The organism is Planomonospora algeriensis (genome assembly GCF_977012225.1).
The window spans coordinates 1-13,320 of record NZ_CDRNDK010000034.1; the positions used below are offsets into that span (position 1 = coordinate 1).

The following is a 13,320-nucleotide window of genomic DNA, read 5'->3' on the forward strand; positions in this document are numbered from 1 at the left end:
GTCCCGGGCCGGGGCCGTACTCCACGCCCGTCGCGCGGCCGTCCTCGACGAGCACCCGGCGCACGTGCGCGTCGGTGACCGCGGTGAGGTTGGGGCGCTTGAGCGCGGGCCGGAGGTAGGCGTCGGCGGCGCTCCAGCGGCGGCCGCGGTTCTGGGTGACGGGGGTCGGGCAGTAGCCCTCATTGGAGGGGCCGTTCAACTCCTCCAGCCGGGCGAGCCCGATCTCCGCACAGGCCGCCAGGAACGCGGCCGTGGTGACGTTGGGGCTGCGCAGCTCGGAGATGCGGATCGGGCCGTCGCCGCCGTACACCCCGCCGCGGTTGCTGCCGACGCGCCGCTCGGCCCGCCGGAAGTACGGCAGGACCTCGTCGTAGGACCAGCCCGGCACGTTCCAGCCGTCGTAGTCGGCCCGGTGCCCGCGGACCCACATCTGGGCGTTGAGCGAGGACGAGCCGCCGAGCATCCGGCCGCGCGGCCAGTACAGCTCCCGGCCGGACAGCCCGGCCTGCCCGACGGTGGTGAAGTTCCAGTCGCAGGGCGTCTTGAAGAGCTTGGCGAACCCGGCGGGCATGCGGACCTCGAGCCTCGCGTCGGAGCCGCCCGCCTCCAGCAGGGCGACGCTCACCGACGGGTCCGCCGAGAGCCGGTTCGCCAGGACGCATCCCGCCGATCCGGCTCCCACGATCACGTAGTCGTACTCCATGCGCACTGCCCCTTCTCCCGGCGGACGGTCGCCTCGCCTCCCCCGGTAAGCGGACTCTCACCTGCATACGCTCCGGTGCTTTGCCCGTCAATTTGTAACCTTCCTTACCTACCGGTAGGTATGCTGCGCCTGCCAGGATGAACGGGCCAGAGCTTGTCCGGAGGAGGATCCAACCCATGCTCAACCTGTCGATCGTGCTGGAGGACAGCGCCCGGGAGTGCCCCGACCGCACCGCGGTGGTCTACGGAGACCTGCGGCTGCCGTACTCCCTGGTCAACACCGTCGCGAACCAGGTTGCCAACCTGCTGGTCTCGCGCGGGATCGGCAAGGGCGACAAGGTCGCGCTCGCCTGCCCGAACCTGCCCTACTTCCCGTTCGTGTACTTCGGGATCCTCAAGGCCGGGGCGACCGTCGTGCCGCTCAACATCCTGCTGCAGGCCCCCGAGATCACCTACCACCTGCAGGACTCCGAGGCCAAGGCGCTCTTCTGCTTCGAAGGACTGCCGGACCTGCCGCTGGGCGAGCGCGGCCGGCAGGGTTTCGAGGCCGCCGAGGGCACCGAGCACTTCTTCGTGCTGCCCGCCACCCCCTTCGCCACCGAGTCGGCGCACGGAGAGACGATCTGGGCGGCGCTGGACGGCGTCTCCGGTGAGTTCGAGACGGCGCAGACCGCGCCCGACGACACCGCCGTCATCCTCTACACCAGCGGGACCACCGGCCGCCCCAAGGGCGCCGAGCTGACCCACATGAACATGCTGATGAACGCCATGGTCTCGGACGAGATGTACCCGCGCGCCGAGGGCGGCGACGCCTACCTCGCGGTGCTGCCGCTCTTCCACTCCTTCGGCCAGACCGTGGTCATGAACGCCGGGTTCCGCCGCCGCGCCACCATCGTGCTCCTGCCGCGCTTCGATCCCGGCCCCGCGCTGGAGCTGATGCGCAAGGAGAACGTCACCCTGTTCGCGGGCGTGCCCACCATGTACTGGGGCATGCTGACGAAGATCCACGCCGACGGCGACGAGGTGCCCGCCTCGCTCACCACCGCCGTGGCGGGCGGCGCGTCCTCCCCGGTCGAGGTCCTCAAGGACTTCGAGGCCACCTTCGGCATCGGCATCCTGGAGGGCTACGGCCTGTCGGAGACCTCCCCGGTGGCCAGTTTCAACCAGCTCGGCAGGCCCACCAAGCCCGGCACCATCGGCACCCCGATCTGGGGCGTGGAGATGAAGCTGGTCGACGGCGAGTGGAACACGGTCGAGGGCGAGGGCCCGGGTGAGATCGCGATCCGCGGCCACAACGTGATGAAGGGCTACTACAACCGGCCCGAGGCGACCGCCGAGGTCATGAAGGACGGCTGGTTCCGCACCGGCGACATCGCCACCCGGGACGCCGACGGCTACTACACCATCGTCGACCGGGCCAAGGACATGATCATCCGGGGCGGCTTCAACGTCTACCCCCGGGAGATCGAAGAGGTCCTGATGACCCACCCCGAGGTCTCCCTGGCCGCGGTGGTCGGCGTCCCGCACGACTCGCACGGCGAGGAGGTCAAGGCGTACGTCATCCGCACGCCCGGCGCGGGCCTCACCGAGGAGCAGCTGGTCTCCTGGTGCAAGGAGACCATGGCGGCCTACAAGTACCCGCGCGTCGTCGAGTTCCGCGATGCGCTGCCGATGACCGCCACCGGCAAGATCCTCAAGCGCGAGCTCCGCTAGCGGCCCCGGCCCGAAAACCCTCAACCGGCGGGCCCTCCTGCCGATGAGGCGGGTATGACGGCCGCCAGATCATGGGGCTTCCTCGGCGCGGCGGTCACGGCTCTGACCGTGACCGCCGCGACGTACGAGGCCACCACGGGACAGATCCTCTACTTCGTCCTCTACGGCGTGATGTGCGCGCTCTCCTGGTGGGCGGCGCTGCGGCTGGTGCCGGGCCAGGACCGGCGGCCGTGGCTGCTGGTCGCGCTCGCCCAGACGCTCTGGCTGACCGGTGACGCGATCGAGATGGCGTACTTCCTGTCCGCCGGGACCGTACCTCCGGTCGGGCTCAGCGACGCCTGCTGGCTCGGCGGCTACCCCCTGGTCGCCGCGGCCCTGGTCCTGATGGCCCGCCGCAGGGCGCCCGGCAACCTGCGCGGCGCCGTGCTCGACGCGCTGACCCTGTCCACGGTGGTCGCGCTGGCCGCCTGGCAGTTCCTGATCGAGCCCGCCCTCCGGTACGGCGCGGCCGTCGCGATCATTCCCGCCCTCTACCCCGTGTGCGACGTCGTGCTGCTCGCGGCCGTGCTGTTCCTCGCCCTGTCCCCGGGCGAGCGCGGCGCCCCGGTCCGGCTGCTGTTCGCCGCCGTCTCCAGCTATCTCGTCGTGGACCTCGGCTACAACCTGATCCCGTACCTCGACGAGTACTGGGGCATCGACCTCTGGTACGTGGAGGCGAGGCTCGGCACCGGTCTGCTGCTCGGCCACGCCCTGTTCGTCACGGCCGTGCTGCACCCCGAGCGGGCCGGGCTGACCCGTCCGGGCGCGCGCACGCAGGCCCTGCATCCGGCGCGGGTCGTCTTCCTCGGCCTGGCGCTGCTGGGCACGCCGACCATGGCCCTGAGGTACGCCGGGTTCAGCGGCGAGGAGGTCCTGACCATCATCGCCAGTGCGGCCGCCGCGACCTTCGTGCTGACCCGGTTCACCATGGCGGTCCGCGAGCAGGAACGGCTGCAGGCCCAGATGGCCTACCAGGCGCACCACGACCCGCTGACCGGGCTGGCCAACCGGACCGTGCTGCACGACACCCTGGAACAGGTCATGCGGACGCCCGGCACCGGCGTGGCGGTGCTCTACCTCGACCTCGACGGGTTCAAGGCCGTCAACGACGTCCACGGCCACGAGGCCGGCGACGCCGTGCTCAGCGCGATCGCCGGGCGGCTGTCGGCCGCGGTGCGCGGCGGCGACCTGGTCGCCCGGCTCGGCGGCGACGAGTTCGTCCTGCTCTGCCCCGGGGCCTCGCACGACGACGCCGTACGCCTGGCCGAGCGCGTCCTGCGCGAGGTCTCCGCACCGGTGCCGTTCCGGGGGCACGAGCTCTCCGTCGGGGCCAGCGTCGGCATCGCCGCCTGCGCAGGCGAGGCATCCGGGAACGCCGCGGCGGGGATCCTGCGCGCGGCCGACACCGCGATGTACTCGGCCAAGCGCCTCGGCAGGGGTCGCTGGGTCACAGCCGACTCCGCCGATCCGATCATGGCCGCCTGACCCGCCTGCGGCCGGCCGGACGACGGGGCGCGCGGCGGCCGGCCCTCGTGCAGAGGGGATCGCGTCACCCCGCCCGGTGCGGCGGAGGAAGCGGCGCGGCGAGGAAAGCGGCGCGGCGGGGAGCACGGCACACCCGGCCGGACACACCGTGCTCCCCGCACCGGGTCAGGGCCAGTCGCGGGCCGGGCGGAGCGGCATGCGCGCGCCGCCCCCGGAGTCGAGCCTGGTCGCCAGCACCTGGTGGAGCTGGATCTTGTTGCGCTCGAAGCCGACCACGCAGCCTGCCATGTAGAGCCGCCAGACCCGGGCCCTGCCCCGGCCCACCTCCCGGACGGCCTCGGTCCAGTGGTCGTCGAGGTTGGCGGACCAGTGGCGGAGGGTCTGGGCGTAGTGCTCGCGCAGGTTCTCCTCGTGGCGGATCTCGAAGCCGATGTCCTCCATCTCCCGGATCAGGGTGCCCACGGACTCCAGCTCCCCGTCGGGGAAGACGTAGCGGTTGATGAACCCGCCGGCGTTGATCGTCTTCTCCCTGCCGGTGGGCCGGGTGATGCAGTGGTTGAGCAGGCGCCCGCCCGGCAGGAGCTTGCCGTACAGGAAGCGGAAGTAGAACGGCAGCTGGTCCTTGCCGATGTGCTCGGTCAGGCCGATCGAGCTGACCGCGTCGAACCCGGTCTCCCTGACGTCGCGGTAGTCGCCGTGCCGGATCTCGACGAGATCGCCGAGCCCGGCCTCGGCGACGGCCTTCTGCCCCCACTCCGCCTGCTGCCGGGAGAGGGTGACGGCCAGCACCTTGACGCCGTACTCGCGGGCCGCGTGGATGGCCATGCCGCCCCAGCCGCAGCCCACGTCCAGCAGCCGCATCCCCGGCGCCAATCCCAGCTTCCTGGCCACCAGGTCGAACTTGGCGGACTGCGCCTCCTCCAAGGACGCCTCCGCGGTGGGGAAGACCGCGCAGGTGTAGGCCATGGAGGGGCCGAGCACCCACCCGTAGAAGGTGTTGGACACGTCGTAGTGGTGGTGGATCACCTCGGCGTCCCGCTGCTTGGCGTGCCGGCTGCCGAGCCTGGCCATCATGCTGCGCCGCACCTCCTGGGCGGGGGGCGGCAGCCACATCGTCAGGGGCTTGAGGCCCAGGGCCCGGACGGTGGCGAGCTTCTCGGCGACCGTGAGGTCGTTGATGGTCAGCGACCACATCCGCGACAGCAGGGTGTACATGTCTCCGTGAACGTCGAGGTGGCCCGAGACGTACGCCCGGGCGAGGCCGAGCTCGCCGGGCGCCTGCGCCAGATAGGCCACCGCGATGGGGGATTTCACCTCCAGGGTGACGTCCGCACCGGAGGGACCGGCCTTGCTGCCGTCGTAGGCGGCGAAACCGATGCCCGCGTCGGGGCCGACGACCTTCTCGAAGATCTCCGCGAGCCTCACAGAAGCAAACCTCCCTAGCGCCCCCGTACGCACTTGTCGTAGAGATCGAGCAACCGGCCACCGGGGTCGTACGCCCGTTTGACCGGCCAGTAGGCGTCCCCGTTGTAGAGGCGCCAGAATTCGTCCCGGGGGTAGAACGACGTGGAGTAAAGAGACTTGTGGCCCTCGAGCGCGTGCACCTCGTGCTCGATCAGCCGGTTGTGGTAGCCGTCGAACTGCCCCCGGGGCAGCGGGACGACCCCCCAGAAACCGAAGTTCACGTACAGCCGGCCGGGCTCCAGCGGATAGAGCGGCCACTGCCCCGCAGACTTGAGCGGGCACATCCAGACCGGCGTCATGCCGACCTTCTCGTGGAAGAACTCCAGGAAGTCGGCGCCGCGCTCGACGGGCACCTCGATGTCCTGGATGACCGACTCCTGCGCGGGCCGGCCCTGCCAGCGGTCCAGCCGGGCGGTCACGCCGTATCTGCGGTCGAGGCCGACGAGCCTGCGGTAGACGTCGGACCGCATCCACCTGCGCGGCATCAGCGAGCGCACCAGCGGATCCTGCACCCCGAAGGCCCGCGAGCACCAGAACCAGTCGGTGTCCCAGCGCCACAGGTAGTCGCGGACGGTCAGCCAGTCGCGGGTCCTGGTCCTGATCGACTGGTAGTAGATCCGCATGCCGGTGTAGTCCGAGACGTACGGCGCGCGCTCGGCGAACCGGCCGAGGGTGATGTAGAGCTCGTCGGGGGCGAAGAAGGTGCCGTCCACGAAGTCGACCGGCTCGCCGTCGTGCTCGCCCCGCTCGCAGATCTCGTTCATGGCGAGCATGCACTTGTGGGCGTCGGTGAACTCCAGGTGCGTCAGCCGGACGTACGGCCGGACCGGCTTGAGGCGGATCCGGATCCGGAGCGCGTAGCCGAGCGTGCCGTAGGAGTTGGGGAACGCGCGGAACAGCTCGCGGTGCTCGTTGTCGTCACGGGCGACGACGACGCGCCCGTCACCGGTGAGGATCTCCAGCTCCTCGACCGACTCGTGCGGCAGCCCGTCCCGGAAGCTGGTGGACTCGATGCCGAGGCCGGTCACCGCACCGCCGAGCGTGATGGTCTTGAGCTGGGGCACGACGTACGGCATGAGCCCGTGCGGGAGCGTGGCGTCGACGAGGTGCTCGTAGGTCGTCATCCCCTGGACCTCGGCGGTCATCGCGACCGGGTCGACCTCGATGACCCGGTCCAGGTCCCTGGCGGAGAGCCGGGCCGCGCGGGCGCCGTCGCGGAACCGGAAGAGGTTCGTGGTGGCCTTGGCCAGCCGGGGCGCGGCCCCGGAGGGGATCGCCGCGTAGGACTCCCTGATCTGCTCGACCGCCCGCCGGTGCGCCGACATAGGTGTCGTGGGCGTCACAGGACATCACCCCCAGGCTCTCGTCAGGAAAGATCGCCTCTAGCACGTTATCTCGCCGATGCCCGTGCGGCCAGGAGGGGTGCGTTAAACGCGCGAAAACTCTCGGGACCGGGAAAGGACGGCTTCCCCGGGCTCCGCGTCAGCCCTCGCGCTCCAGGCGGAAGCTGTCGAGCACCCGGCGCATCATGGCCTGGTGCCCGCTCCAGCGGGACTCCGCGGTGGTCCAGGTGAGCACGATGGCGGTGTCGCCGGACTCGACGAGGCGGCGCACCTCGCGGTAGTCGGTGCCGGGCGAGGCCCACTCCGCCCCGCCCCCGCCCTTCATCACCCAGCCGAACCGCCAGTCGAGCGCCCTGCCGTACCGGGTCGGGACCTCGGCGGTCTCCTCGGCGGAGATGTCGCTCCACCGGCCGATCTCCTCCCGCAGCGCCTCCTGGACCGATTCCAGCCCGGAGACGGGGCGCAGCACCTCCACCGACATGTGCGCGTCGCCGCCGGGGCTGGTCCAGTGGGTGTACCCGGTCTCGGCGATGTGCTCCGGTTTCCAGCCGACCGGGTACCGGATGGACCACCGCTCCGGGTCGTCCCCCCTCCACTGCTCCGTGCCGGCTTCGGCCGCGGCCGCCCGGCGGCTCCGGATGGGCTTGGGAGTGGGGGTGGGCGGCTCCTCGGGCGTCTCGGACCGGGTCTCCTCCTCCGGCGCCGGCAGGGTCTCCGGCAGGCCCGGATCGGCCCGGGAGGCGGAGGTCTCCCCCACTCCGGACATGACCCATCCGGCGGCGCCGCGCCGGCCAGCAGCACCGCCAGCACCACGGCGACCGCCACCGGGACCCGTCCCCCGCGGCCGCGGGCGGTGGAGGGCGTGCGGCCGCCTCCGTGGCCGGAGACCGTGCGGTCGCCGTGACCGGAGCCGTGCCGCCCCGTGTGCTCCGGAGCGAGGTGGGCCTGCGCGGTACGGCTCTGCGGAGCGCGGTCCTGCGGGGAGAGTCCCTGGGCCGCGTGACCGTGGGACGGCCGCCCCTGGGCCGGTCGATCCTGGCCCGCATGGCCCGGGTGGCCCGGATGGTCCAGGACGGTGCGGCCGGGGGCCGTGCGGCTCTCGGCGGTACGGCCCGGCGCCCCGGACGGCTCTCCGCTCACCGCGGCCAGCAGCGCGTCCGCGTGCCCGGCGGTGAGGCGGTGCGCGGGATCGCGCTGGAGCAGCCCGGCGAGGACCTCGCGCATCGCCGGGTGCACCCGGCCGAGGTCGGGCTCCTCGGTGAGGAGCGCCCCCAGGGTGGCCATGGCGTCGCGTCGTTCGAACGGCCCCCGGCCGTCCGTCAGCATCGCGTACAGGGTGGCGCCGAGCGACCACAGGTCCGACCAGGGGCCGGCGTCCGTGCCCACGGCGCGCTCCGGCGGCAGGAAGCTGGGCGAGCCGGTGACCATGCCGGTCTGGGTGAGCGAGGCGTCGCCCTCCACGGTGGCGATGCCGAAGTCGGTGAGCACGGCCCGGCCGTCCGGGGTGAGCAGGACGTTGCTCGGCTTGACGTCGCGATGCAGGATCCCCGCCCGGTGGGCGGTGTGCAGCGCCGAGAGCACCTGGCGTCCGATGGCGGCCACCTGGGGCACCGGCAACGTGCCCACCTCGTCCAGTCCCCGCGCCCTGACCAGCTCCATGATGATCCAGGGGCGGCCGTCCTCCTCGGCCACGTCGTAGACCGCGACGATGCCGTGGTGGTTGAGCCGGGCCGCGGTCCTGGCCTCGCGCGAGGTACGGGTCAGCTGGCGCTCCTGCTCCGCCGGGGACAGGTGCGGCGGGAGCAGCACCTCCTTGACGGCGACCGGGCGGTCGAGGAGCGTGTCGTGCCCCTCCCACACCACGCCCATCCCGCCGCGGCCGAGCTCGCGCATCAGCCGGTAACGTCCGGCGATCATCCGTTCCCCGTGCGGATATGCCATCACGACTCTCCCCGTTGCCAAACCGACGGCCGCAAGTTTCCCACAGGTGGAGGTCGGCGGGTGGGGCGTCTTGCCAGGGCGATCCGAATGTTGTTCTACTTGCCCGGAGGGCAGGCCCGGCGGCACCGGGCGATCGTCCGCCATGACCGCGCCCGGCCGCGTTCCGGGGACGCACCGAGGAGTCACCGATGGATCACACGACCAGGAAGGGCCCGCTGGCCGGGGTCCGCGTGCTGGAGCTGGCCGGACTGGCCCCGGGGCCGTTCGCCGGGATGATGCTGGCCGACCACGGCGCCGAGGTGCTGCGGGTCGAGCGGGTCGCCGCCGTGGCCACCGCCGGGGACCGGCCGCGCCGCGACGTGATGGACCGGGGCAAGCGGACCGTCGGCCTGGACCTGAAGTCGCCCGAGGGGGTCGCCGCGTTCAAGGAGCTCGCCGCGCACGCCGACGTCGTCATCGAGGTCTTCCGCCCGGGGGTCGCCGAGCGGCTGGGCATCGGCCCGGACGACCTGCGCGCCGTCAACCCGCGCCTGGTCTACGGGCGGATGACCGGCTGGGGCCAGGACGGCCCGCTGGCGCCGACCGCCGGGCACGACATCGACTACATCGCGGTCTCCGGCGTGCTGTCCATGCTCGGCCGCGCGGGCGAGAAGCCCACGCCGCCGATCAACATCCTCGGCGACTTCGCCGGCGGCGGGCTGATGCTGGCCTACGGCGTGCTGCTCGCCCTGATCGAGCGGGAGCGCACCGGTGAGGGCCGGGTGGTCGACGCCGCCATGGTCGACGGGGCCGCCACGCTGTTCGCGATGTTCTACCACGGTGTGCAGTCCGGCTTCTGGGGGCGCGCGGCACCAATCTGCTCGACACCGGCTCGCCGGTGTACGACACCTACGAGACGGCCGACGGGAAGTACCTGGCGGTGGGCGCCCTGGAGCCGCGGTTCTGGGCGCGGATGGTCTCGCTCATGGGCCTGACCGACCTGCCCGACCGCGAGGACCGGGCCAACTGGCCGGCCCTGCGCGAGCGGCTGACCGAGGCGTTCCGGTCGAGGACCCGCGCCGAGTGGGAGGCCGTCTTCGACGGCACGGACGCGTGCGTCTCTCCCGTGCTGGACATGACCGAGGCCGCCGACCACCCGCACAACCGGGCGCGCGGCACGTTCGTCGAGGTGGACGGGGTCCGGCAGCCCGCCCCGGCGCCCCGGCTGCTCGGCGCGCCCGCACCGGACCTCTCCCCCGCCACCCGGCTGGCCGACCTGTCCTCCTGGGGCCTGCCGGACGAGACCGCCGCGAAGCTGCGCGAGACCGGGGTGCTGGCCTGAGGCCCGGACGGCTTCCGACCTGCCCTTTCCCGCCGACCGACCGCACGAGTCCCCGCCGACCGACCGCACGAGGGCGGCACACCTGAGCACAGGTGTGCCGCCCTTCGTCATAGGACTTGCTTGGAATGTAGTACTTCTACTACATTCATTCACATGAGTACTGCGGTGAGCGTGCACGGCCTGCGCATGAAGTACGGCGCGACCGAGGTGTTGCGAGGAGTCGACCTGGAGATCCGGCGCGGGGAGATCTTCACCCTGCTCGGGCCCAACGGCGCCGGGAAGACCACCACGATCGAGATCCTGGAGGGCTTCAGGAACCGCTCGGCCGGCCAGGTGAACGTGCTCGGCGCCGATCCGGAGAAGGGCACCGACGCCTGGCGGGCCAAGCTGGGGATCGTCCTGCAGAACTGGCGCGACCACAACAAGTGGGGCGTCAGGGAGGTCATCGCCCATCTGAGTGAGTTCTACGACGACCACCACGACCCGGACGGGCTACTGGCCGCCGTCGGACTGACCGGGCAGGCCGGTCAGCAGGTGGGCCGCCTGTCCGGCGGGCAGCGCCGCCGGCTGGACGTGGCGCTGGGCATCGTCGGCCGGCCCGAGCTGCTCTTCCTGGACGAGCCGACCACCGGCTTCGACCCGGAGGCGCGGCAGGAGTTCCACCTGCTGCTCGAGAAGCTCGCGGCCGACGACGGCATGACGGTGCTGCTCACCACGCACGACCTGGTCGAGGCCGAGAAGCTGGCGCACCGGACCGCGATCCTGACCGGCGGCCGCATCACCGCCTGCGGGACCCCCGCCGAGCTGGCGCGGATCGTGCAGGCTCAGTCGCGGGTGCGCTGGCTGGAGGACGGCACAGAGCGGACCCTCGCCACCGACGACCCGTCGAGGGCGGCGTGGGAGCTGCACGAGAGGTTCGGCGGGCCGGTCCCCGGACTGGAGATCCGGCGGTCGTCGCTGGAGGAGAGCTACCTGGAGCTGATCGGGAGGGCCGCATGAACGGCAGGGCACTGCGCATCGGGATCAAGCGGGGCTGGACGGAGCACGCGCAGCTGCTGCGCAACCGCAGGGAGCTGGTCACCAGCCTGATCGGCTCGGTGGGCGTCTTCGCCCTGCTGCTGGTCTGGATCGGCGACAAGGAAGTGGAGGAGACGGGCGTGTCCGCCGGCATGTTCATGACGGCCGGATTCCTCGCCCTCACCGTCTTCAACGCCGCGCTGCTGACGCTTCCCCTGGCGCTGGCCACCGATCGCGAGGAGGGGACCCTGCTGCGGCTGCGCACCATCCCCGGCGGGATCCCCGCCTACCTCGTCGGGCGGGCGGTGACGCTGCTCTGCCAGATCACCGTGCAGAGCGCGCTGATCGTGGCCACCGGCGTGGTCGTGGGCGGCGCCCCGCTCCCGCACGACTGGCCGACGCTCGTCTGGGTGCTGCTACTGGGCACGGTCGCCGTCGTACCGCTGGGCGCCGCGCTCGGCTGCCTGCTGCCCGGCCCGAAGGCGGCCGGGATCCTCGCCCTGCCGATGATGGCCCTGATGGTCACCTCGGGGGTCATGCTCCCGATGACCTACATGCCCGAGGCCGTCCAGTGGGCCGCCCAGGCCTTCCCTCTCTACTGGCAGAGTCTCGGCCTGCGCGCCGCGTTCCTGCCCGACGCGATGCTCGCCGCCGAGATCGGCGGGAGCTGGCGCCTGCCGTACGTGGCGGTCGCGCTGGCGGCCTGGGCGGTCGCCGGCATGCTGCTCGCGCCGGTGCTGGTCCGCCGGGTGACCCGGCGGGAGTCCGGCTCGCGGCTCGCCGAGCGGCAGCTCGCCGCCCAGTCGTCATGATCGACAGGAGGCCGCGATGAGCGCGGAAGAGGTCCACAACCGCATCCCGATGCTCCGGGCCGAGCGCGGCGTCTCGCGCAAGGAGCTCGCGACGGCACTCGGGGTGCACTACCAGACCATCGGCTACCTGGAGCGGGGCGAGTACAGCCCGAGCCTGTACCTCGCCCTGCGCATCGCCGAGTACTTCGAGGTCCCCATGGAAGTCGTTTTCTCGTTGAAGCCGTTCCCGCGGCTGGGAAGTGAGGCGAAGTGATGAACAGCACGGAGGAGCGGGAGCGCCGCAGGGCCGAGCGGGAGCGCCGCCGGTTGGACGACGCCGAGCGCTGGTACCGGTCGTCCCGGTTCCGCGACCGGCGAGCGCGGCGGGCGCTGGTCGTCGTGGGCGCCGCCGCCACCTCGCTGCTCTGGGCCGCCGCGGTGGTCTGCTGGTTCCTCGCCCCGAGCGAACTGGCGATGTGGGCGACGTTCGCCCTGGCGGGGGTCGCGCTCGTGGTCGCCTTCCTGGTCATATCGGTGATCGCCGCGGCCACCCGGGGCATGGTCGAACGCGGCGACGTGCATCTGGACGAGCGTCAGCGGGCCGAGCGCCACCGCGTCTACCTCCTCGCGCACCGGGGCAGCACGTGGCTGCTCGTCGGGACGGGGCTGCTGGTGATGACGCTCTCGGGCAAGGACGACCTCTTCGTCGAGATCCCGAGCGCCGCGATCGCCGTGTTCGCGTTCGCCGTGCTGATGACGCACCTGGCCCTGCCGCACCTCATCGCCGGCTGGCGGGCCCCCGACCCGCTCCCCGACGACGAGGACTGAACCCGGTCACGCGGCCGAGACCCCTCCCGCCGGAGAGCCGTCCGCGGGAGGGGTCAGTGCATCGGCGGGAAGACGGCCACGTAGAGGTCCACGCCCTCGCGGTGGTGGACCTCCAGGTCGGTGCTGAAGGCCCGGGGCGGGGTGCCGCCGGACTCGGTGTGCTTCCACAGGCGCTGCCACGACTCCACGAGCGCGCCCGGCATGGACCCCCGGGCCTCCAGCTTCAGCGCCGGGACGCCCGGCACGCGGACCGCGACCATGCCCTCGGGAAGCGCGGCGGCGGTGCGCACGGCCACCCCCACGATCTGGGTGTAGAACCCGTGATGATCGCTCTCGTAGTCGGTCAGCACCGCGTACAGGTTCTCGTCCACCCGTCCCGGGACGTGCGCGAAGGCCCCCGGGACGCCCGCCCGCTGCCACAGCGCCGGCAGCTTCGCCCGCGCCGGGTCCAGCTCGTCGGCGTTGGACGTCCGTACGGCATGGCCCACCACGAGTATCTCCGGCCGATCAACGACGTTCACAGCGCCTCCTCATGCGACCACCCCGACAAACACGCAAACCGGATCTTAGTGCTCATCGTGACCGTTCAGCCCCAATGGCCGTCCGGGAAACGGGGAAGGAACACCGCTGACCGCCCACACATAAGGTAGTGCCAGTCAGCTTCCCGGCCTGACCG

Annotated in this window: 14 protein-coding genes; 8 read left to right on the forward strand and 6 right to left on the reverse strand. The window is 72.0% G+C overall.

Going from position 1 to position 13,320, the window contains the following annotated elements:
• On the reverse strand, window positions 1-703 hold a 703-nt coding region (locus tag ACWJ6R_RS06325; protein WP_449061287.1), incomplete at its 3' end, for a GMC family oxidoreductase.
• Between the two features lie 176 nt (window positions 704-879).
• On the opposite strand from ACWJ6R_RS06325, the gene ACWJ6R_RS06330 reads away from it, so the two are divergent.
• Both ACWJ6R_RS06330 and ACWJ6R_RS06335 read left to right on the forward strand, forming a co-directional pair.
• Window positions 880-2,415 carry a long-chain-fatty-acid--CoA ligase gene (locus tag ACWJ6R_RS06330; protein ID WP_449061288.1) on the forward strand — a complete coding sequence of 512 codons (1,536 nt, stop codon included), beginning with the start codon at window positions 880-882 and terminating at the stop codon, window positions 2,413-2,415.
• A 54-nt stretch (window positions 2,416-2,469) separates the two neighbouring features.
• On the forward strand, window positions 2,470-3,939 hold the full coding sequence (locus ACWJ6R_RS06335) for a diguanylate cyclase (protein WP_449061289.1): 1,470 nt from the start codon (window positions 2,470-2,472) through the stop codon (window positions 3,937-3,939).
• A gap of 165 nt (window positions 3,940-4,104) precedes the next feature.
• Here the strand turns inward: ACWJ6R_RS06335 and ACWJ6R_RS06340 are convergent, their stop codons facing one another.
• From ACWJ6R_RS06340 to ACWJ6R_RS06355, 4 genes are all read right to left on the reverse strand, one after another.
• Window positions 4,105-5,364: a class I SAM-dependent methyltransferase gene (locus tag ACWJ6R_RS06340; protein WP_449061290.1), complete on the reverse strand. Its 1,260-nt coding sequence runs from the start codon at window positions 5,362-5,364 to the stop codon at window positions 4,105-4,107.
• Between the two features lie 14 nt (window positions 5,365-5,378).
• Window positions 5,379-6,728 carry an FAD-binding oxidoreductase gene (locus ACWJ6R_RS06345; protein ID WP_449061309.1) on the reverse strand — a complete coding sequence of 450 codons (1,350 nt, stop codon included), beginning with the start codon at window positions 6,726-6,728 and terminating at the stop codon, window positions 5,379-5,381.
• Window positions 6,729-6,885: 157 nt separating this feature from the next.
• The gene (locus tag ACWJ6R_RS06350; RefSeq protein WP_449061291.1) at window positions 6,886-7,071 is read right to left on the reverse strand and encodes a hypothetical protein; all 186 of its coding nucleotides are present in this window, start codon (window positions 7,069-7,071) and stop codon (window positions 6,886-6,888) included.
• Window positions 7,071-8,663, reverse strand: coding sequence for a serine/threonine-protein kinase (locus ACWJ6R_RS06355; protein ID WP_449061292.1), 1,593 nt, complete (start codon window positions 8,661-8,663; stop codon window positions 7,071-7,073). Before ACWJ6R_RS06355 ends, ACWJ6R_RS06350 begins: the two co-directional genes overlap by 1 nt.
• Window positions 8,664-8,875: 212 nt before the next feature.
• On the opposite strand from ACWJ6R_RS06355, the gene ACWJ6R_RS06360 reads away from it, so the two are divergent.
• The 6 genes from ACWJ6R_RS06360 (at window position 8,876) to ACWJ6R_RS06385 (ending at window position 12,644) form a co-directional block, all read left to right on the forward strand.
• Window positions 8,876-9,661 carry a CaiB/BaiF CoA transferase family protein gene (locus ACWJ6R_RS06360; RefSeq protein WP_449061293.1) on the forward strand — a complete coding sequence of 262 codons (786 nt, stop codon included), beginning with the start codon at window positions 8,876-8,878 and terminating at the stop codon, window positions 9,659-9,661.
• Window positions 9,607-10,008, forward strand: coding sequence for a CoA transferase (locus ACWJ6R_RS06365; protein WP_449061310.1), 402 nt, complete (start codon window positions 9,607-9,609; stop codon window positions 10,006-10,008). Before ACWJ6R_RS06360 ends, ACWJ6R_RS06365 begins: the two co-directional genes overlap by 55 nt.
• A gap of 153 nt (window positions 10,009-10,161) precedes the next feature.
• Complete coding sequence (locus ACWJ6R_RS06370) at window positions 10,162-11,007, forward strand: ABC transporter ATP-binding protein (RefSeq protein WP_449061294.1); 846 nt, start codon at window positions 10,162-10,164, stop codon at window positions 11,005-11,007.
• Window positions 11,004-11,837 (forward strand): ABC transporter permease, encoded by an 834-nt coding sequence (locus ACWJ6R_RS06375; RefSeq protein WP_449061295.1) that lies wholly within the window; start codon window positions 11,004-11,006, stop codon window positions 11,835-11,837. Before ACWJ6R_RS06370 ends, ACWJ6R_RS06375 begins: the two co-directional genes overlap by 4 nt.
• Window positions 11,838-11,853: 16 nt before the next feature.
• Window positions 11,854-12,090, forward strand: a complete 237-nt coding sequence (locus tag ACWJ6R_RS06380) for a helix-turn-helix transcriptional regulator (protein ID WP_449061296.1) — start codon at window positions 11,854-11,856, stop codon at window positions 12,088-12,090.
• Window positions 12,090-12,644 (forward strand): hypothetical protein, encoded by a 555-nt coding sequence (locus tag ACWJ6R_RS06385; RefSeq protein WP_449061297.1) that lies wholly within the window; start codon window positions 12,090-12,092, stop codon window positions 12,642-12,644. The genes ACWJ6R_RS06380 and ACWJ6R_RS06385 overlap by 1 nt, the downstream gene beginning before the upstream one ends.
• Before the next feature lie 53 nt (window positions 12,645-12,697).
• On the opposite strand, the gene ACWJ6R_RS06390 is transcribed toward ACWJ6R_RS06385, so the two are convergent.
• Entirely contained in the window at window positions 12,698-13,165 is a 468-nt protein-coding gene (locus ACWJ6R_RS06390) for a GyrI-like domain-containing protein (protein WP_189236423.1), read from the reverse strand.
• Window positions 13,166-13,320 lie beyond the last annotated feature (155 nt).

Excerpts from the sequence above, each read along its gene's own strand:
- ACWJ6R_RS06335 (WP_449061289.1), top strand. The coding sequence starts at position 2,470 with ATGACGGCCGCCAGATCATGGGGCTTCCTCGGCGCGGCGGTCACGGCT.
- ACWJ6R_RS06355 (WP_449061292.1), bottom strand. The coding sequence starts at position 8,663 with ATGATCGCCGGACGTTACCGGCTGATGCGCGAGCTCGGCCGCGGCGGG.
- ACWJ6R_RS06385 (WP_449061297.1), top strand. The coding sequence starts at position 12,090 with ATGAACAGCACGGAGGAGCGGGAGCGCCGCAGGGCCGAGCGGGAGCGC.
- ACWJ6R_RS06380 (WP_449061296.1), top strand. The coding sequence starts at position 11,854 with ATGAGCGCGGAAGAGGTCCACAACCGCATCCCGATGCTCCGGGCCGAG.
- ACWJ6R_RS06375 (WP_449061295.1), top strand. The coding sequence starts at position 11,004 with ATGAACGGCAGGGCACTGCGCATCGGGATCAAGCGGGGCTGGACGGAG.
- ACWJ6R_RS06330 (WP_449061288.1), top strand. The coding sequence starts at position 880 with ATGCTCAACCTGTCGATCGTGCTGGAGGACAGCGCCCGGGAGTGCCCC.
- ACWJ6R_RS06370 (WP_449061294.1), top strand. The coding sequence starts at position 10,162 with ATGAGTACTGCGGTGAGCGTGCACGGCCTGCGCATGAAGTACGGCGCG.
- ACWJ6R_RS06345 (WP_449061309.1), bottom strand. The coding sequence starts at position 6,728 with ATGTCGGCGCACCGGCGGGCGGTCGAGCAGATCAGGGAGTCCTACGCG.
- ACWJ6R_RS06360 (WP_449061293.1), top strand. The coding sequence starts at position 8,876 with ATGGATCACACGACCAGGAAGGGCCCGCTGGCCGGGGTCCGCGTGCTG.
- ACWJ6R_RS06350 (WP_449061291.1), bottom strand. The coding sequence starts at position 7,071 with ATGAAGGGCGGGGGCGGGGCGGAGTGGGCCTCGCCCGGCACCGACTAC.